Origin of the sequence: Maribacter sp. UBA3344, assembly GCF_002362375.1 — a bacterium.
Classification (GTDB): domain Bacteria; phylum Bacteroidota; class Bacteroidia; order Flavobacteriales; family Flavobacteriaceae; genus Maribacter; species Maribacter dokdonensis.
In genome coordinates this window covers 22342-42120 of record NZ_DERI01000015.1, presented here as the reverse complement: position 1 = coordinate 42120, position 19779 = coordinate 22342, and the positions used below count along the sequence as shown (strand labels likewise).

Annotated in this window: 17 protein-coding genes; 5 read left to right on the top strand and 12 right to left on the bottom strand. The window is 37.3% G+C overall.

Annotated features, from left to right (window positions below):
- Positions 1–15 precede the first annotated feature (15 nt).
- A complete protein-coding gene (locus B2Z27_RS10850) occupies positions 16–1353 on the bottom strand; it encodes an OprD family outer membrane porin (RefSeq protein WP_286813672.1) in 1338 nt (445 codons plus the stop codon).
- Positions 1354–1357: 4 nt separating this feature from the next.
- A complete protein-coding gene (locus B2Z27_RS10845; RefSeq protein ID WP_286813671.1) occupies positions 1358–2392 on the bottom strand; it encodes a c-type cytochrome in 1035 nt (344 codons plus the stop codon).
- 179 nt (positions 2393–2571) lie between these two features.
- On the opposite strand from B2Z27_RS10845, the gene B2Z27_RS10840 reads away from it, so the two are divergent.
- The 5 genes from B2Z27_RS10840 (at position 2572) to B2Z27_RS10820 (ending at position 6583) form a co-directional block, all read left to right on the top strand.
- A complete protein-coding gene (locus tag B2Z27_RS10840) occupies positions 2572–3099 on the top strand; it encodes a DsrE family protein (RefSeq protein ID WP_058105561.1) in 528 nt (175 codons plus the stop codon).
- Positions 3100–3211: 112 nt separating this feature from the next.
- Positions 3212–4525: a cytochrome ubiquinol oxidase subunit I gene (locus tag B2Z27_RS10835; RefSeq protein WP_286813670.1), complete on the top strand. Its 1314-nt coding sequence runs from the start codon at positions 3212–3214 to the stop codon at positions 4523–4525.
- The gene (locus B2Z27_RS10830) at positions 4522–5541 is read left to right on the top strand and encodes a cytochrome d ubiquinol oxidase subunit II (RefSeq protein ID WP_210707940.1); all 1020 of its coding nucleotides are present in this window, start codon (positions 4522–4524) and stop codon (positions 5539–5541) included. The genes B2Z27_RS10835 and B2Z27_RS10830 overlap by 4 nt, the downstream gene beginning before the upstream one ends.
- Before the next feature lie 66 nt (positions 5542–5607).
- Complete coding sequence (locus B2Z27_RS10825; protein WP_210707939.1) at positions 5608–6168, top strand: YeeE/YedE family protein; 561 nt, start codon at positions 5608–5610, stop codon at positions 6166–6168.
- Position 6169: 1 nt separating this feature from the next.
- Positions 6170–6583, top strand: a complete 414-nt coding sequence (locus B2Z27_RS10820) for a DUF6691 family protein (RefSeq protein WP_091603114.1) — start codon at positions 6170–6172, stop codon at positions 6581–6583.
- A 7-nt stretch (positions 6584–6590) separates the two neighbouring features.
- Here the strand turns inward: B2Z27_RS10820 and B2Z27_RS10815 are convergent, their stop codons facing one another.
- From B2Z27_RS10815 to B2Z27_RS10770, 10 genes are all read right to left on the bottom strand, one after another.
- Positions 6591–8345 (bottom strand): hypothetical protein, encoded by a 1755-nt coding sequence (locus B2Z27_RS10815; protein WP_286813669.1) that lies wholly within the window; start codon positions 8343–8345, stop codon positions 6591–6593.
- Positions 8338–10575, bottom strand: coding sequence for a tryptophan-rich sensory protein (locus B2Z27_RS10810; protein WP_286813668.1), 2238 nt, complete (start codon positions 10573–10575; stop codon positions 8338–8340). The genes B2Z27_RS10815 and B2Z27_RS10810 overlap by 8 nt, the downstream gene beginning before the upstream one ends.
- Entirely contained in the window at positions 10575–11870 is a 1296-nt protein-coding gene (locus B2Z27_RS10805; protein ID WP_286813667.1) for a BatA domain-containing protein, read from the bottom strand. The genes B2Z27_RS10810 and B2Z27_RS10805 overlap by 1 nt, the downstream gene beginning before the upstream one ends.
- Before the next feature lies 1 nt (position 11871).
- The gene (locus B2Z27_RS10800) at positions 11872–12771 is read right to left on the bottom strand and encodes a DUF58 domain-containing protein (protein ID WP_286813666.1); all 900 of its coding nucleotides are present in this window, start codon (positions 12769–12771) and stop codon (positions 11872–11874) included.
- A gap of 21 nt (positions 12772–12792) precedes the next feature.
- Positions 12793–13797, bottom strand: a complete 1005-nt coding sequence (locus B2Z27_RS10795) for an AAA family ATPase (protein WP_058105552.1) — start codon at positions 13795–13797, stop codon at positions 12793–12795.
- Between the two features lie 12 nt (positions 13798–13809).
- Positions 13810–14430, bottom strand: a complete 621-nt coding sequence (locus B2Z27_RS10790; protein ID WP_089260575.1) for a DUF4159 domain-containing protein — start codon at positions 14428–14430, stop codon at positions 13810–13812.
- A gap of 94 nt (positions 14431–14524) precedes the next feature.
- Complete coding sequence (locus B2Z27_RS10785; RefSeq protein ID WP_286813665.1) at positions 14525–15841, bottom strand: TldD/PmbA family protein; 1317 nt, start codon at positions 15839–15841, stop codon at positions 14525–14527.
- A 25-nt stretch (positions 15842–15866) separates the two neighbouring features.
- The gene (locus tag B2Z27_RS10780; RefSeq protein ID WP_058105549.1) at positions 15867–17507 is read right to left on the bottom strand and encodes a TldD/PmbA family protein; all 1641 of its coding nucleotides are present in this window, start codon (positions 17505–17507) and stop codon (positions 15867–15869) included.
- 352 nt (positions 17508–17859) lie between these two features.
- On the bottom strand, positions 17860–18366 hold the full coding sequence (locus B2Z27_RS10775; protein ID WP_286813664.1) for a hypothetical protein: 507 nt from the start codon (positions 18364–18366) through the stop codon (positions 17860–17862).
- On the bottom strand, positions 18363–19766 hold the full coding sequence (locus B2Z27_RS10770) for an AAA family ATPase (RefSeq protein ID WP_286813663.1): 1404 nt from the start codon (positions 19764–19766) through the stop codon (positions 18363–18365). The genes B2Z27_RS10775 and B2Z27_RS10770 overlap by 4 nt, the downstream gene beginning before the upstream one ends.
- Positions 19767–19779 lie beyond the last annotated feature (13 nt).

Sequence of the window (19779 nt, the reverse complement as noted above, 5' to 3'; positions counted from 1 at the left end):
ATACCGTTGGATAGTTTAAAAATTGTAATTCAAAATTAAATCTAAATGAAACATATCAACCTTATTGAAATATAGGTTAGGGTTGTTCGGAATATTCCCATTTGCAATTTTAGAAGTGATCAATAGTTCTGGTCGTAAATGTTTTAACTTTTTAATCGTAAAGAAAACATCTAAATTAATATGGGTGTAATCTGGTAATGCATATTTGTTCAAAGTAGCATCGGTTACGCTGCCCTTCCAATGTTTTCCTACGCTTAAAATAGTTTTTAGATTTAATTCTTCATCAATTATATTAGAGGAATTGATGTAATTGAACACTAACGCATGATTATCTGCAGAGCCTTCACTACGTTCTCTTTTCTGAAAACTGAACAAGTCTTCCCTACCCCACTCTCTAGGTGATAAAAATTGACCGTTCGGCAATATTCTATCGTAACCTAATGATAGTAAACCTACTTTACTTTTATACCCAATTTTTAACCCTAATATGTCCGATGAATTTTGATTGTAATACCTGAGAGAATCTATAGTATTACCACCATCACCTACCTTATTTTGATGCAGCCACTCCCCTTCTAAACTAATAGTTTTAGATACTTTTAATTTAGGTTTTATATAGACAGCATTAAAGACGTTATCCACATATTGGTTCCAAACATTTACACTAAATTCTTTTGACAGCTTAAAATCCGCATTTGCCATTAATACATAGTCAGATTCAGTATTACCACCATACCCCGATGTATTACCATAAATGTTTCTACCTACGGGATAGGTACCAATACTTTCCCCAATATCAAAAAACTCTCCGGTTGACCGCGGTGCTATTTCATTTAAAACGCCCAATTGAAACTTTGCCTTTTCCGCATTAAACCGATACCAAAAACCTTGTACCAAAGTAGGTATCATTCTACCATCTTCGGGGTTGATCAAGGGTGTATTGATCTTCAATCTACCTAATGTAAAGGTGTGCTTATTTAATTTATATTTCGCATACAGTTCTCCCAATAAAAAAACTGCATCGTTCTCTAAATCCAACCTATCAAACAATCCTTCTTCGTATCTACTAATTCTTCCGGTTGTTACATCTGGTATGGTTAAATCTTGTAACCCTAAATTCGTAGAATTATACAATGCCGCGCCTATTTCTAAATTTTCCAATAAATTATACTGATACTTTAGTTTACCTCCGGTTGCCAAAGCATTAAAGTCTTTTAACTCCCCCTTATTTGATGTCATCATATAATACGTACGCCATTGCCCTGAAAGGGTTCCTTTTTTCTTTACCGCTACAGAATCCTGTGCAATAGAAAATATAGGCAAACAAATAATGAACAGATATACTAATCGCATGGGGTTACTTTGTTTTAGTAATTCCGTATTTCTCCTTATAGAAATCCATTATAGGTGGAAACGGTCCATATTTATGCTGCTCGGGCGTAAAATCATCTACCCAAGGACCGTAGGGTGTAGACACCGGTTTTAGCTTTTTATCGGGATAATCATTTTCGGTATTTAGTTTATGTGATCTGCTAAAGCTATTTATATAACCCGCAACATGGTATGCTTCTTCATCGGTAAGTTTAGGGTTATCCCAAGTGGCTTGTAAATAGGGCATGTTACTCTTTATAAATTCCGCCGACGTAATTACCCTGTGCATACCCGCTCCATCATTAAAACTATCTTCTCCCCACAATGGTGGGTACGTATAACTGTTGTTATCCTCTAGACTCAAAACCCCAGCTCCGTTTTCTCCATGGCAAATAACACACTCTTTGGTATACACTTGCTTACCTTTTACTAAATCTACCTTTTCATCCGGAATTTTAATCTTTGGATACCCTTTAAATTCCGCCTTTCTATCTTCAGGTAAGCCTTCGCTCAACCAATTCATATAGGCAACAATGGCCACAAGTTTATCTGAATCCGGCGGAAGCATTCTACCGTTCATACTGCGTTCCATACAACCGTTAATGCGGTCTTCTATAGTCCCAATTTTATTGCCCCTACCACCAAATTGGGGAAAACGTTCTAAAATTCCCACCCAAGAACCTGAACCTGCCTGGGCTCCTTTTTGTAAGTGGCAATTGGAACATGCCAAATTGTTACCGCTATACCTATCTTCGGTTTTTGCTGCCCCAGGCCCCATATACCTTGAAGTCTCCGATATTAGGTAATATCCCTTTTTGACTTCAAAAGGCATGTTTTCTATTTCAGAAATGGGATTTTTAGGTTGCCAAACAACTTCTTCTTCCTTTCCACCTTCATTTGAAAATCCAGCGGAAGTATTGGGTTCATAGGTAAAAAGCCAAATAAAAATTAGACCTATTAATACAAACACAATTGTAAACAACCTAAAAAGTTGTTTCGCCAAAATTCGTAAATCACTCATATAAATGTAATCTAACGCTAATTTAAATAACGAATCTATAATTATTGCACCATTATGACAGTAACCCTAGTTACACTTGCGTTAAATACATTAACTTACTTTCATTACTATTCAAAAATGTAGAAATTAGTACTTCTAGATTCAAACCAATTTTACAATCATTATAAATACCGAAACACATGAAAAAAGCGCTTCTTTTATTAATAACAATTATGGCCATACAACTTACTACCGCTCAGGAATGGACGACCCCGATTATAAACGGTTACGGAAAAATTAAAGAATTCAAAGACGTAGCAGTTCAACCCGATGCTTCTAAAAAATATAATATCGTTTTTGACCTTAAGGATGACCGTGAAATGCATGGTACCAATATTGGCTATTTTAAAATTGCCCGTTTAATAAACATGTTAGGCTCGGGTGGTGTTTCCGCTGACAATATAAATATTGTTGCTGCCATACATGGTGGTGCAACATTCACGGCTTTGAACGACGAAAAATACAAAGCTAAATATGAGAAAGAAAACCCTAATGCAGAGGTTATACAGCTTTTAAAGGACTACGGAGTACAATTCTATGTTTGCGCTCAAGCAACAGCTTCTAGAGGTATTGGAGCCGAAGATCTTAACCCAAATACACAACTTGGTCTTTCTGCAATGATGGTGCTGGCCAATTATCAATTAGATGGTTATATCTTAATGCCATAACCAGCGAACCATATGGATTTTTAACACTTTTCTTTTGATTTAGGTAACCTTTGTAACGTAAGAAAAACACACCATTTCGTATCTTTATATCCATATTTAAAACAGGTGGATTATGGAAAATATAGATGCTGCAAGACTACAAATGGCGTTTACCCTTATTTTCCATATTGTGTTCGCCTGCATTGGTATGGTTATGCCATTTTTTATGGTGGTATCCCACAAAAAATGGTTGAATACACGCAATCCCATTTACCTTACGCTCACAAAATCATGGCAAAAAGGTGTTGCCATTTTCTTTGTAACAGGTGCCGTATCCGGTACTGCACTTTCCTTTGAACTAGGTCTCTTGTGGCCTGAATTCATGAAACATGCAGGTCCTATTATTGGCATGCCATTTTCATTAGAGGGTGCAGCATTTTTTGTGGAGGCCGTTGCTTTAGGATTTTACCTTTACGGATGGAAAAAAATTCCTGAAACTTTTCACTGGTTCACCGGTATCATCGTAGGTATATCTGGAGTAATGTCCGGTATTTTAGTAGTTTCCGCCAATGGTTGGATGAACGCACCTTCCGATTTTGATTACATTAATGGCGAATTCTTAAATATAGATCCGGTAAAAGCACTATTTAATCCTGCATGGTTTACCCAAGCTTTGCATATGACCTTAGCCGCTTTTACGGCTACAGGCTTTGCCGTAGCAGGTATTCATGCTTACCAAGTTTATAAAAAACGTAATGTTGAGCTTCATAAGAAAGCATTTAAAATAGCCATAACATTTGCCGCCATAGCTGCTATTCTACAGCCCTTGAGCGGAGATCTTTCTGCCAAGGATATTGCAGAAAGGCAACCCGTTAAGTTGGCTGCCATGGAAGCGCATTACGAAACCAAAAAAGGAGCTCCGCTCTATATTGGCGGAATTGTGGATAACGAAACTCAAGAGGTCAAGTACAAGCTGGAAATTCCCAATGCCTTATCCTTTCTTGCTTTTGGTGATTTTAATGCCGAAGTAAAAGGATTAAATGATTTTCCTAAAGATGAGCAACCTAATGTTGCCATGGTCCATTACGCTTTTCAGACCATGGTGGGACTAGGCACACTTTTAATGATAGCGGGAATGCTATTTTTTGTAGCCAAGTACAAAAAGAAATCTTGGTTCAATATGCCAAAATTCTGGTTGTTGTTTGCTCTTTTAGCTCCATTGGGCTTTGTTGCCCTTGAAGCTGGTTGGATCGTTACCGAAGTTGGTAGGCAACCTTGGATCATACACAACATTATGAAAACCAAGGATGCCGTTACCCCAATGCCAGGTATTGTATTTAGTTTGTACACTTATATAGCTATATATACCATATTGACCATTGCGGTAACATGGTTAATGGCAAGGCAAATTAAATTCTTGAACAGTGTTAAAACCAATGAAGCATGATCTACGTTGTACTAGCCTTTCTTGCCATTTCTTTATTGCTATACGTTTTACTGGCTGGAGCAGATTTTGGCGCGGGAATCATTGAGTTGTTCTCCTCTAAAGAAAACCAAGCTATCAATAAAAAGACCGTCTACCAAGTAATGGGTCCGGTTTGGGAGGCCAACCATATTTGGATTATTATTTTAATCGTGATTCTATGGATCGCCTTCCCCCATTACTACAACATTTTAGTGCTCGCACTACATATTCCATTAACCCTGGTATTACTGGGTATAACCCTTAGAGGTGTTGCCTTTGTATTTCGATATTATGATGCCTATAAAGACAGTTCACAAATTTTATATGATTGGATGTTTAAAACCTCTAGTCTAGTTACCCCAATATTCTTAGGCCTTACCATGGGCGGCGTGGTCAGTGGAGACATTATTAATCCATCACAGATGGAAAACCATAGTTTTTTGGAAGTTTATATACACTCTTGGTTCAATATTTTTTCCATTTTAACGGGGTTCTTTTATGCAGCCCTTTGTGCTTTCTTGGCATCGATATTTTTAATTGGCGAGGTAGATGACACCAGTAAATCCATTTACATGAGAAAAGCCTCTATAGCAACTATAGTAGTAGTTTCTTTGGGTTTTATAACATTGGCATATGGGTATTTGTCAGGTATCGCTTTTGTTGTAGATTTCATTAGTAACATCTGGTCAATCTCTGCCATTTTAATTTCCGGCATTTTATTGTTTCCGCTATGGAATAGTATTAAATCCGGTAGAAGAATCATTTCTAGGGCATTGGCAGGCATTCAAATATTCTTTATTCTATTTGCGGCTACTATTACGCATTTTCCAAACATACTTTTCACCACTACCGGTAGCATCAGCATTTATGAACAACCTGTTCCTGATAGTGTTATGAACGTTTTGGGCATTTCTTTACTTGTAGGCGGTGTCTTAATTATTCCAGGGCTTTTCCATTTACTCAAATCTTTTAAATTGATCAAACTCTTAGAGCGCTAACTTGTGTAACATTGGTTACCAAGCAAGTGTTCTAAATTCCATTTCTTTGCGTTTCAAAATATGACTATGAATTTGATTTACGATCCCTGGCCATGGTATGTGGCCGGACCTTTAATTGCCTTAACCATGTTTGTACTACTGTACATAGGCAAACAATTTGGCATGTCTTCTAATCTTAGAACCATGTGTTCTATTGGTGGTGCCGCAAAATATTCAGATTTCTTTAAGTTCGATTGGAAAGCACAACGATGGAATCTAATTGTTGTTCTTGGTGCTGTTATTGGCGGATTTATCGCTTCTCAATTTATGTCCAACAATACAGTAAAAATAAATCCTGAAGTTGCACAACAACTTTCAACGGATTACGGAATTGAAAGCGCGGGTGAAGCTTATTTACCTACGGAGCTTTTTGCTTCTGAAAACCTAACTGATTCATTTGTACTTGCCGTGCTAATTTTAGGCGGATTCATGGTTGGGTTTGGTGCTCGTTATGCGGGTGGTTGTACCAGTGGTCACGCTATATCCGGACTAAGTAATTTACAGTTGCCTTCTTTAATTGCCGTGATTGGTTTCTTTATTGGCGGCTTGGTTATGATTCACCTTTTATTCCCACTAATTTTTAGCTAACATGAAGTATTTAAGTTATTTGACCATAGGTATATTTTTCGGCATCATCATGTATAAATCTGAAGCTGCTTCGTGGTTTCGTATTTATGAAATGTTCCAATTTGGCTCTTTCCATATGTATGGCATTATTGGCTCTGCCCTTGTTCTAGGGGTAATTGGCGTTCAGATTATTAAAAGAAATAACATCAAAGCCATTGGAGGAAAAGAAATGAACTTGCACCCCAAAAGGAAGGGTGTGACCAATTATTTGATTGGCGGAATCATATTCGGTTTAGGATGGGCTTTAGCAGGTGCTTGTCCAGGTCCTATGTACGTGCTTGCAGGCGCTGGTTACTTTTCTATCTTAATCGTAATTGCAAGTGCTATTCTAGGCACATTCGTTTACGGTTTGCTAAAGGACAAACTACCACATTAAAACTGATTTAACTTTGGGATGATAATTTTGGAGACAACCATAACCATCCAATTCCCAATAGAAACAATATATAAAGTAATAGTAGCGATATAGGACGGTTCACCATAACTGTCCTATTTTCCTTTATTTCTTTACCAAACTTTTTAGTATTAGCAGCTCTTGTATTCGAGGCACTTAAAGATTTCCAATCATCGGCATCATAAACGTAATAGGAAAATTGAGTGGTACTGTCACCTTCTACTTCCAAAGTATTCCACCCTGCTTTCTTCGGATATGTAGTACCCGAATATTTAAAAGATACATTTCCGTCTTGTAGCAATGGAATACGTTTTTCTTCAGTATTTATTACCTGAAAATCTTCCAAACCGGTACGTAATACAAAAGAGAAAGGTTCACCCACTTTTGGCAATTCCGTTTGCGATTGCCATGCTACCGCCTGTTCTTTTCGTTGAACAATCTTATCTAAAATCTGAGTCCAAATGCTCTTATAGACTTGATCCTTTCCCTGCAACAATAATTGATAACTATTTAACAATGTTGTGGTTGCAACTCTACCCAAACCCAATTGCTTGTAATACGATAATTTTCCAAGTTCATTTGAATCTATAGCATTCACGGCGAATGTTTCATTAAATGTAAAAGGGTATTTTTCTATGTTGACGGTACTATTGGGCAATTGCAGCTCATTTACGCCATCGCTTTTAAAACTAAAATAAGGCATTGCTTTACCAAGTTTAAACAGTAGTTCCGTTGGTTGAATAAAAAAGCCTAATCCATTTTCACGTATGCTATGTTCAAAGCGATTTTTTACCGTTTTTCCGAAATTGAAATAGGTTTCGGTATCTGTAATAACCACATTGAACTTACTTAAGTTCTCCTCCGTAAATTGATAAATTGGCGATGCTTTCGTATTAAAATACTCGAACTTATACTTGCCTTTTGTCAACTGAGTACGAATCGTAACTTCATACCCCTGATCCGCTAAAAAATTCTTGAGGTATTTTGTTTCAAATGTTGGAAAGGTGTTTACTATCAATACGCGAATAGGTTCTTTTACACGAATTGTAATTGGTAGCGGATTCGATGCTAACACCTTACCCACACTATCTTTCTGGGATAATTGAAAAATAAAATCACCACTAACTTTTGGGACTGTTTTTAAGGAGAAATTTTGCGAACTCTTGTCTTTTAAAAGTATAGAATCCAAACAATTACCTCGCGAATCTTGCAATACCAAGATGGAACCTGACTTCGATTTAGCATAAGTTCCGCTCAGCCTAAACTCATCCCCTAAAACAAGGTGATCATTAAATTTTACTTTGGTAATACCTGGTGTAATTTCGTTAGCTAAATAACTTGTTGGAATACTATCGAACTTATAAAAATCGTAGGGTGCTACCCCATCGCCAATAACAACCAGACTTGTGAGCGAATCTAAAGCCCTACGAACCGATTGCTTGTGGTTATATTCCAATACCTGAATCCCCTCATAAATAGCCCCTAAACTATCTTGTTGTTCCGCTCGGTAGCCTTCGGTTAAAAGTAGTCCTTGCTTGTGCTGTACTTCTACTTCTTTGCTAGGTTCTAAAATAATTAAAATTAAGGCGAACAATGTTATAAATGCAACTATAGCATTTAAAGTAAACCTGCCCTTGTTTCGAGTTTGCCATTCCTTAAAAATAAATGCAGCAAATAACAATACACCACTTGAAATAATAGGTAGTAGCAATTCTTTCTGTACAAACGAAATTCCATCAATCATACACTTCCAATTGTTTTAGAAATAGTGAATTAATTTCGTCTGTGTACACTTTTTCAGATCCGGGCACCTGCGGCGTACTTGGCAAAGCCAATAACAATTCTTTTTGAACGAATCTGTAATTTTCAAGGTTTCTTCCTGTGTTGTTCTCTATACTTTTTAAGCCTTGCAAGACCTGCAAATATTTACCCGGGTTTTCTATTGCCAATTGTGCCAGCTCATTGCCTGCAGCGGTAAAGAGTATAGTATCATCCTCTTTAAACTCCTGTTCGCCTTGTACCAACTGTTCCAAACGGCTAACTGCGTTTTTAATAGCTTCAAAAGGCAGATCCGCACTAGTAGTTTCGTTTTTACTATAATTTTTAATGTCCTTTATTTTTCCGGTAAGCCTAGTTTCCTCTTTGATCGGTGGTGAGTCAAATCCTATGCGATGTACATAAATACGAGCACTATTTTTAATTTCTTGAATATATTTTAAAGCCTCGTATTGAAATGGCAACGACTTTTCTGGCTCATACAATCGCAAATGCAATTCGGCATCCCACATAATACTTAATGCCTTTCTCAATTTGGTTTTTAACGATTCTTCAAACAAGGTAGATTCTTCTGGATCATCGTGATTATGAAGGTAATCATGTAAAGGGTCTTCTGTTTCTTCGCTTGTTTCTTCATGTTCGTGCCCATGTTGTTCTACCAGGTTATGCTCGTTATCACCATCGTGGTCATGCATAAATTCTTTTAGTATATTTTCTTGATCTTCAGCATGATCATGGTCTTCACCTTCTTCATGACTTTCGATCACGGCAGGTGCTTCTTCCATCTCAGATTCGTCGCCCATAAACTGTCCGTATTTAAGGCGCAACGCTTTTTGGTCAAACCCCAATTCATTACTTCTCGATTTAAATTCTTGAATTGAAATGCTGGGTTTATCTTTTATTAATTTCTCGGTGTCAATAATCAATTGTCGCTGACTTCTAAAATAATCGGGCATTTGGTCTACACCTAAAGTTCCTTCTACACCAAATTGCTCTCCCACGGTATCTTTGATTACTGCAAAATACGTTTCGCTACGTGCCACATTACGCTTCGGCTGTTTTTCATCAAAGGCTTCTATATAAAAATAAAGCTCATCGCCGACTTCCATTTTCAAAGCATTCAGATCTAGTATTTTAGTGGCTCGTAAAGATTTGGTCCCTTTTGAAATGGCTTCCTTAAAATTCAATTTTTCTTCCCTAAACTTTACAGACTCTCCCGTGCCCTTACTTACCGTTGCAATAATGTAGCTTTCATCAATTCCAAAATCATCTGTAATGGTACTTTGCAGTTCTACCAATTTTTTATCGGAAAAATCAAAATAGGTGTACTGTTCCAATCCTAAAATCTCTATTTCGGGCGGATTATCCGCTACTGCCTCCAACGAAAACAAATCGGATGTAAACTCTGTTCCTTCTTCATTTTGGAATTTGAAACTATAAAAACCTGATGCTGTTAAAGGCAATTGTACTTGATAACCTGTTTCTGATTTTTGCATGGGTATTAACTCGCCCATCACATCTAATACCGGTGCTACAACTGCGGCATCAAATTGTAACTTCCAGTGAATTTTAGCTCCGGCAACAGCCTTTATATTTGGGTCTGCTGTAGTCTTACTTCCCAATCTTGTGTACGATGGGTAATTAACCCGTATTTCCTGCTTTTCAATTGCCGGTATACTGCTTTTAGCTTGTAAACTATCCGTTCCCACGAATTGAATTTGCTCGGTATTTTTCGGATTGTTCAGCTCGTCTACAACCCCTCGAAATATAGCCGATTTGTGCAATACAAAGCCGAGCAATATACAACCTAGCATGACTAAAAAAGCTTGTTTTAGGGCGTTTGGCGGACTTATATCTCCCAATCTTTTGGTGAGCTCTTCCGATACCTTATAGCGTTGCAACCTCGCTAAATTGGATAAGTTGTCTTCTGGTTGTAATAACAATCCCGTACTAAAAGATGCTTCTAAAACGTGGGCATCTATATATGAACTGGTAGCGTTCAAATTATGCTTCCAAGGCTTTTTAATGAAAACAAAAAATAGCACGCTTATAATAAATAATGCCAAGCCAAACCATACGTTTTCAGTAACAAAATAGCATAGTACGGCAATTCCCAAGGCATACAGAACTGTCTCGGCGTATGACAACAACTGCCATCGCTTTTGAAATTTGACTAAATGCAACTTGCCCTGCTCCATCACTGTTTGCGTTTATATGCTACAAAGCGTTCTACCAATAACAATACTAAAAGTATTAACCATAAGTACGGATTCACATTCTGACTTGCCAATTGTTTTTGTTTCTTTTTACTAGGTGTATAAGTGGTTTCCAATTCAGCCGCAGTTACCGAACGATCATCTACCTCAGCTACTAATTTTTCAACTTCACCATTGATTTCCAGCAATTTCAACAATTGCTCCGTCAACCGTTCCGTAACCGCGTTCTCTGAGTTTATGCGTTTGGTCAAATAGAACGTATGCTCGGCTACACCGGCAATTATCATTGATTGCGATAGCGCATCCTCTTTAAAAGCTAGTAACTTTTTAGCCGTTTTAGGGGCAGGTTTTGCACTCAGCCAGATGACTGCATCTGCTTCTTTGTTCGATTCTACTTCCGTATCTAAGTTAGATTCTACCTGAATCTCCCTATCCAAATAGATGGAAAGCGCCTTTAACGCTGCCTCTATATACGATTTGTCCTTCTGTAAACTATCGGAATAAAAAAGTGCTATTTTAATGGGGTTCTGAACATACACAGGAATTTTCTTAGACGGATTCGTTCCTGAAATTACTAAGCTATCGCCATTATCGTTAAGTGTAAATTCATCTCCTAACTTGATATTTTTTTTGCTGACTTTAGTGGCAACGGGCGTACTCTTGCCTGTAAACAATTGTAAACCGTTCTTCTTTTTATAGGCTAGTATTGGTGCCTCCTTCGCTAATGCGGAATCAATGACTACCCAATGCATCTTATGCTTGGTTTCCGGTCTGGCTCCTTTTAATCCTTTTGCAAAACCCTTGGTAAAGACAACAATACTATCGGTCTGCAGGGCATCCATTTCAGTTGCCAAAGCCCAATAATCAGGTAGGAAATGCTGCGTAGTTATGTCTTGTTCATTTTCAATTAACGGTAAGCCTTTACTTAACAGTCTATTTTCTTGATCATCGCTTATTTCATTGAAGCGAGACATAAAACCAGTATGCTGCATCAGCTCTGGTTCAATGATGTAAGTCAGGGATGTAGTACTCACTTTTGAATGCCATTGTGGTTTTGTCATCAACAATACCAACAGCGAAATGATGCCTATGCGTAATACCAATAACCACCATTCATTCAATTGAATACTGCTAGATTGTTTTGATTTCGATTCTGATAACCACTGTACACTACCAATTTTTATGGTCTTTGCTTCCTTTTTACTCCATAAATGGATAGCTAGGGGAACTAGAAGTCCCAATAAAGCCCATAGATATGAAGGATGTGCAAATGACATACTAACCGATTCTTTTTCGTTGTTTTAAAAATAACTGAAGTGCTTCGCCCAAAGGTGCATCCATTCTGAACACATGATGGTCTATTCCGTTAGACAGCAATTCTTCTTTAATATTTTTCAATCTGTTTTCAAGAGCATTCAAGTATTCAGTTTTTGCCTGCTGCGTATCTACCTTTATTCTTGCCCCTGTTTCCCAATCTTCAAAAGTGATATTAGCACCGTAATTGAAATCCATTTCGGCAGCACCCATAATTTGCAAAACCACCACTTCGTTCTTGGTGGATTTTAATCCCTTTATAAATTTTGAAATCTCTTCACCAGTTTCATACATATCCGTCAAGAAGAAAATCAGCTCCTTCCCTCCTCTGTTCGGTATGCGTTTGTTTGAAATATGGGCTGCCGGCCACTTGCCAGTGTTTGAGAGTTTAATCAATTCTAACAGCAACCTGTTGTAATGCTTTTTATCCGCTTTAGGATATATGCTAACGGCATCTTTTTCATTTAAGGCGAATAAGCCCACCGCATCACCTTGTTTGTGTGCCATATATGCCAAAGTTGCTACCAGCACCCTTACAAAATCTACTTTTGAAAGTTCCACTTCTTTATGCAACATAGATGCACTGGCGTCTACGATGAACTTAATGGTCACCTGACTTTCAATTTCCGACTGTTTAATGTAATACCTACCGGAACGTGCCAACATTTTCCAATCCAACAGTCGTAAATCGTCACCGGGTTCGTAACCTCTGTACTGACTAAATTCCATTCCAGGACCCACGCTGGCACTTCTATTTAAACCCGCCGTAAAGCCCTCTACCACAATGCGCGATATTAAGGAAAGTCCCTCAACTGTATTGATGACCTCTGGTTTTAATAAATCTTGATAGTCCTGTTTTGCCATAAACTCGATAATCGAGAGTTATTATTTACCTCTTAGTTGAATGGCACTCAGTAAATGGGTTGCCACATTATCAGACGTAATGCCTTCTGCTTCTGCCCTAAAATTCACCAATACCCTATGACGAAGTACGGGCAATGCCACTGCTTTAATATCATCTAATGTTACCGCTAACCTACCTTCTAACAAGGCATTAGCCTTTGCCGTTAAAATCATAGCTTGACCTGCACGCGGACCTGCGCCCCAATCTACCCAGTCTTTCACATACGCATCGGTCGTGGTTTCTGGGCGGGTTGCCCTGATGATATCACTCACAAAACTGATGAGCGCATCACTGATGGATACCTCTCTTACCAACTGTTGCAAACGCACGATATCATCGCCCGAAATAACTCGGTTCAATTTCTTTTTAAAGGTACCCGTTGTCGCTTTTAAAATAGCTTCTTCATCTTGCTGTGTTGGATATCCTATTTTGATGTACAACAAGAACCTGTCTTGCTGTGCTTCTGGTAAAACAAATGTACCAGACTGCTCAATGGGGTTTTGTGTAGCCAAAATAAAGAATGGCTTATCTAACGGATAGGTTTTATCGCCGTAAGTTACCTCAAACTCCTGCATAGCTTCCAACAAGGCTGCCTGTGTTTTTGGTGGCGTACGGTTAATTTCATCCGCCAGGATAATATTAGAGAAAATAGGACCCTTATTGAACTTAAAGAACTTTTTGCCCGTAGTATGGTCTTCTTCTAAAATCTCTGTCCCAATAATATCCGAAGGCATTAGATCAGGCGTAAACTGTATTCTTTTAAACTTTAAATCGATGGCATTTGCCAAAGTCCTGATCATTAGTGTTTTTGCCAAACCGGGAACCCCTTCTAACAATGCATGACCACCGGCTAAAAACGTAATCAGTAATTGCGATACGGTTTCTTCCTGCCCAATAATCACTTTCCCGATTTCTTGCTTTAAGGCACTTAATTTACCGGAAAGCATTTCTACCTCATCTGCAATGCGTTGTAATTCTTTATCCATTCAAAAATATGTTTATGAGGTTAGGGCATACATGACAATGTTGACCCCAAACCGTGTATTGTCTATTTTGTACCAACGTTTGTTTCTAAAATCATAATCCCACTCGCAACCGTAATCCTTATTACTGTACAGTACTCCTATTCTACCATTGATGACTATTGCCTTTAAATAATCGTGCACCAAATCATCGCCCCAGCCGTTCAGCTCTTGTGATGTGGTGGGCGGACCGTCTTCAAAATCAAAGAATATGGTATAGATTTCATGGTCGTTGGGTATTTTTTTTAATTCGGACGGACCAAAAATTTCTTCCATTTGCCGCTCGAAGGATTTTGCGAACAAGCCGTCAATATCGTGATTGCAATCATCGGCAAAAACAAAGCCTCCGTTGCGAACATACTTCTCAAAATTCTCTTTTTCCTTCTTAGTAAACTCTACCAACTTATGACCTGAGATATAACAAAACGGACTCTTAAAAATATCATCGCTTGCCAAGGTGATTATCTTCTCTTGCGTATCTACTTTCAAAGTGGTGTACTCTACCAATGAATTCAGCAGGTTGGATGGCATGCGCTGATCCACATCCCAATCTCCGGATTCATACTGTAATCTCGTAAAGAAAAATTCGTTGCTCAAGGGCAAGTAATTAGTGTTTTTATTCCGATAGAAAAAAGAAAACTGGCTGATGTGAAGTGTCACAATCAACCAGTTTATAGTGCTTTATGATGCCTTACACCGCATCTGAAAGACTGGTAAACGTAAAGTCGCGCACCTTCATATAAGGTATTAAATTACCGTTGATACGTACTTGTTTTCCAAGCGTTTCTAGATTGTTCAGCATGATGATCGGACTCTCATTAAACCTGAAGTTTTTTACAGGGTATTTAATTTCACCGTTTTCTATGTAGAACGTTCCGTCTCTGGTAAGTCCCGTATATAACAAGGTCTGTGGATCTACACTACGGATGTACCATAAACGTGTTACCAAAATTCCTTTTTTTGTACTCTTGATTAATTCTTCCAAGCTTGCATCGCCACCAGCCATAATTGCGTTCGACGGAAAAGGAACTGGCTCCACACCTTTTTCCTTTGCCCAAAAACGGTCATACGCCAAGTTCTTCACCACTCCGTTTTCAATCCAACTCGTCTTTTTTATAGGTTGCCCCTCTCCGTTCCAAGTAGCTGTAGGTACTTCTGGGTGCAATGGGTCTGAATAAATATTAACGCGCTCATCCACTATTTTCTCCCCTATCTTATTTTTACCTTCAGGAGCGGACATAAAACTTCTGCCTTCATCTGCAGAACGCGCGTTTAAAGAGCGGAACATGTTGCGTAACAAATCTGCCGAGGCAGCTGGCTCTAATATCACCGTATATTTCCCTGGCTCAATTGCTTTTGCCTCTCTTGAAAGTACTGCTTTATCAATTGCAGTGTTTGCAGCTTCTTCAGCATCGAACTTATCTACATCGTTAAAATCTCTTTTAACCCAACCAGAACCGGTACCATCATTGGTACGCATGGTTACTGTGAAATCGACATCGGTAGATTGATTGTAAGCGAACAGCCCCTTTGAATTGATCATAGCGCTAAAACCTGCCGAATCATTTAAAAATCCTGCTGCGGTAACATCTTTTGCAGCTGCAGGTACAATACTGCTACTGGCTACTTCTGCTCTATACTCCGGCGTTATGTTTGCTGTTGACTCGCTATATGTTATCGATTCATCATACTCTTGCGGACCTAAAGGTTCCATAAACTCCGGATTCTCAGGAGAAAGTTGTGCCAACTCCTCTGCCCTTCTCACTACTTTTTCCAATGATGCATCATCGAACTCATCAATAGTTGCCGTACCTGATTTTTTACCGAAGCTAGACTGTACCGCCAAGCTTTGGTTAGAACTGTACCCCGATGTAGATACCGTATTTCTTGCATATCTTATATTACCACTATTATACCCGCTTAAATTAATTTCGCAGGTATCGGCTTTGGAAAAGCTCAATGCCTTCTCCAATATTTTTCTTGCTTCTTCTTTCGTATAAATTGCCATTGTTGTTCTTTTTAGAGTGAAACAATTAAATGTTTCTACCTGTGTTAATTACGTTTACATCATTGAACCTGGCAGTAGAACTACCATGAGATACAGCGCTCACCTGAGAAGGCTGCCCTTTACCATCGAAGAATGTACCGAACAAACGGTAATCATCCTTATCGCAAATCTTAACACATGAATTCCAAAATTCTTGGGTGTTGCTTTGGTAGGCTACATCTTCTAACATACCTACAATTTCACCATTTTTAATCTCGTAAAAAACAGTACCTCCAAACTGGAAATTATAACGTTGCTGATCTATAGAGTAAGAACCTCTACCAGCAATATAAATACCTTTTTCTACATCCTTTATCATTTCGGCAATAGAGTACTTTTCTTTACCGGGCTCTAATGATACGTTTGGCATACGCTGAAACTGAACATCGTCCCAACTTTGTGCATAGCAACAACCGTGAGATTCCTCTTCCCCGATCATATGTGCTTGGTCACGTATGGCTTGGAAATTTGTTAATACGCCGTTTCGTACCAAATCCCACTTTTTAGCTTTCACACCTTCATCATCATAACCTACAGCGCCTAAAGAACCTACTTGGGTCTTATCCGCAACAAGATTTACAATGTCGCTACCATATTTAAAGTTGCCCGATTTTAATTTATCCAATGAAGCAAAACTTGTACCTGCATAGTTGGCTTCATAACCCAATACACGATCCAATTCCAATGGGTGACCCACAGACTCATGAATAGTTAAACCTAGGTGATTAGGCTCTAAGACCAAATCATACTTACCGGCATCAACAGATTTAGCCGTTAATTTTTCTCTTGCCTGTTTTGCTGCGATAGTGGCATCTTCTACCATGTCATAGCTGTTTCTATATAAACGCAATCCAGCAGGACCATCAATTTTCTCAGATTCCAATCCGTCTAAATATTCATAGCCCATACCTACGGGAGCACTCATATTCTCTCTAGTCTTAAAAGTACCGGCAGCCTTGTCTACAGCAGTTACTCGCAGTGTTGGCCACAAGCGGTGAATATCCTGATCAATATAAGAGCCGTCTGTTGAAGCAAAGTACTTTTGCTCGTTGACCATAAATAAGGCGGAGTTCACAAAGTTTGCTCCGTTATCCAAAGCAGCAGCGTTGGCGCTTAATAAAAGGTCTACCTTTTCCGAAACCGGAACTTCCTTGAAATCTTTTTTGATTGGTGTTTTCCAAGACACCTCTCCGTATGCGTTAACAGGAGCCAATTTCACAGGTTCTTTTTGAATTTTAGAGTTAGCTTTTGCAATGGCAACTGCCTGCTCCGTCGCTTTTTTAATACCATCTTCGGTAACACTATTGGTAGAGGCAAAACCCCATGTACCGTTAGCGATTACACGTATACCTATACCAAAGGATTCTGTATTGACCACGTTTTGAACTTTGTCTTCCCTAGTGAATACATACTGATTTAAATACCTGCCAATACGGGCATCTGCATAGGTAGCGCCTAATGATTTGGCAGTATTTAAGGCAACATCTGCCATTCGTTTTTTCACCAAGGCATCCATACCTGGTTCCAGTAACGCCTCTGTAGGGATGTCGTTACCTAGCAATAATGATGGCATCATCAATGCTCCGGCACCCAACCCGGCGTACTGTACAAAATCTCTTCTTTTCATGTGTTAGTTTTATAGTGTTTCAATGTTGTTAGCGTTGTTCTTTGAGAAAACAACTATTTCTAACTTATCATATGAAAATTGAACTACCTTATTGAGTTCTTCTCGCGATTGAGCTAGAAATATCTTTAACTGAATTATTCGTGCTCCCTAAAAATAGTTAGGCTTTAGATACAATTATGTTAACCTTAACATAAAATATAACTTTTACTGCCGCTTTTGAGAATTCTATAAAAATGGGGTGGTGATTTTTTGTTTTTTTTGGAAGAGTAAATAAGTAGATGAGTTAAATCAAAAACTTTTAAAGTATTTAATTTCATAATGCTTCTTAATATTTGAAATAATTAAATATTAATTATTTCAGGTATGAAGCAATTCTGAACTTATTCTGTTCAAAAAAATGATGATTATTCTGATCGTATTCAATTTCTTTTAATTTTGTTTTCTTTTTTCTTTCAAATTCTCGGATACTGATTTTCCGTTTTTCAATTGTCAGTGATGTTTTATTAACACGATTGACTGTATCGATAACATAATCAACAAAACATTCTCCTGCATTTAATTGAGCCATAGCACCTTGTTGACCAGCTTTTAATTCAATAATTAAAGCAAATAACTGATTGTTTAATTCTGAAAAAATAATATAATCACATCTTTTTTTCACTCCCTTGCTATTACTGAAAAATGGAAAGAAACCGCCATTAAACGATTTATTCAATTGAATATCAAAATTGTAAATAAATGACTGACAATTTTCAGTTATACAATCAATTGACATTTGTGCACTAGCTTCTGTAAGAGTATTGTATTTACTCTTGAAATCTGAATTTAAAACATTATCAATTAAAGCAAGGTTACTCATTCTTTAGTACTCTCTAAAGTCTTTTGGTTTTGAAGAGCATAAAATAATTCTTCTGAAATATCATTTAACTCATCAATTGTATCATCTATTGTTTCAACATCAAATCCTGATTTAGATATTGGAATAGGAGATATAGTAACATTTCTTGAAGTGGGATTTTTAAAATTAAAAAGATAAGCACCCACTGTTTTAAAATCTAAGAAATATTCTTTGGAATATGTAAAAGAATTAAACTTTAATGGCTCCGTTCTTTTCAATGATGAAGCCATTATTAAATTATTTAATTCTCTAATTATATAATCACTGTGAGTACTAATAATTAACCTAAAACCTTGATTTATTAGCCGTGCGAAGATTCGAGCTAAATATACTTGATTATTTGGATGTAAATTTAGTTCCGGCTCATCAATAATTATTAATTCATTCTTTGTCGCTATATGTTTTAAATAAAAAATTAGACTTGACAAAGTCTTAACTATCGATGCAGTTAAATGAATTGGAATTTTTTTTCTTTTTGCTTTATTGGAAGAAAATTGAACATCTCCATCTTTAGTTACTATTACTTTACCATTTAATAATTCATTCTCTATTTCCTCTGCAAAAGAATAGAATTCTGATTTCGTCTTAGAATAATTATTTAAGTCTTCGGCAACTTCTAAACCATCCCTAATTGGCATAGGATATCTGGTAGATTTTTTAAGATACCAATGAAAAGGGTCCCTATTATTTTTCTTTGAACCTAATTCCTGTGCTCTTTCTAGAAACTCCTGTTTTTGAATTGATAATTCTTTACTAAAAGTATAAATAGAATTTCTTTCAACTGGTAAAATATAACTTGATGTAAAAGGGTAGAATGCTATAAGCGAAAAAAGTTTTGAGGTTAAAAATAATTCAAGAATTTCAATACTACTTTTAGAAATTACTGTATCTTTTAATTTCAAATTAATTTCTCTGCTGTCAACTTTTTTTAATATTTCAATGGTAACATCGTTTATCTTAAGCTCATTGCTAAAATTCATTCTAAGAATATTGGCATCAAATTCTTTTTTCGTTTCAGCTATTGAAATCGAAAAGTCTTTAAATAAATTATTAGCTATATCTTCTGAAACTCCATAAATACTACCAAGAGATTTATTCAAGCTTTTAATTTCATCTCTTCTATAATTCCAGATTGAATCGGTTATTAATTCAAAATTAGCTTTTTGGTTCTTAATTAAGTCTTGAACAAAAATACTTTCTTCACTTTTAAAATATTTCATTCCAGATTTTGTCAAAGCATATGCCATATAAGCCGCATAAGTTTTTCCTGAATTATTAGGACCACAAAAAACGGTAAGTCTTTTACTTAAATCAAAATGAGCACTCTTAATTGCTCCTAGATTTTTTATATCTACTTCCATAATTCAAATATAG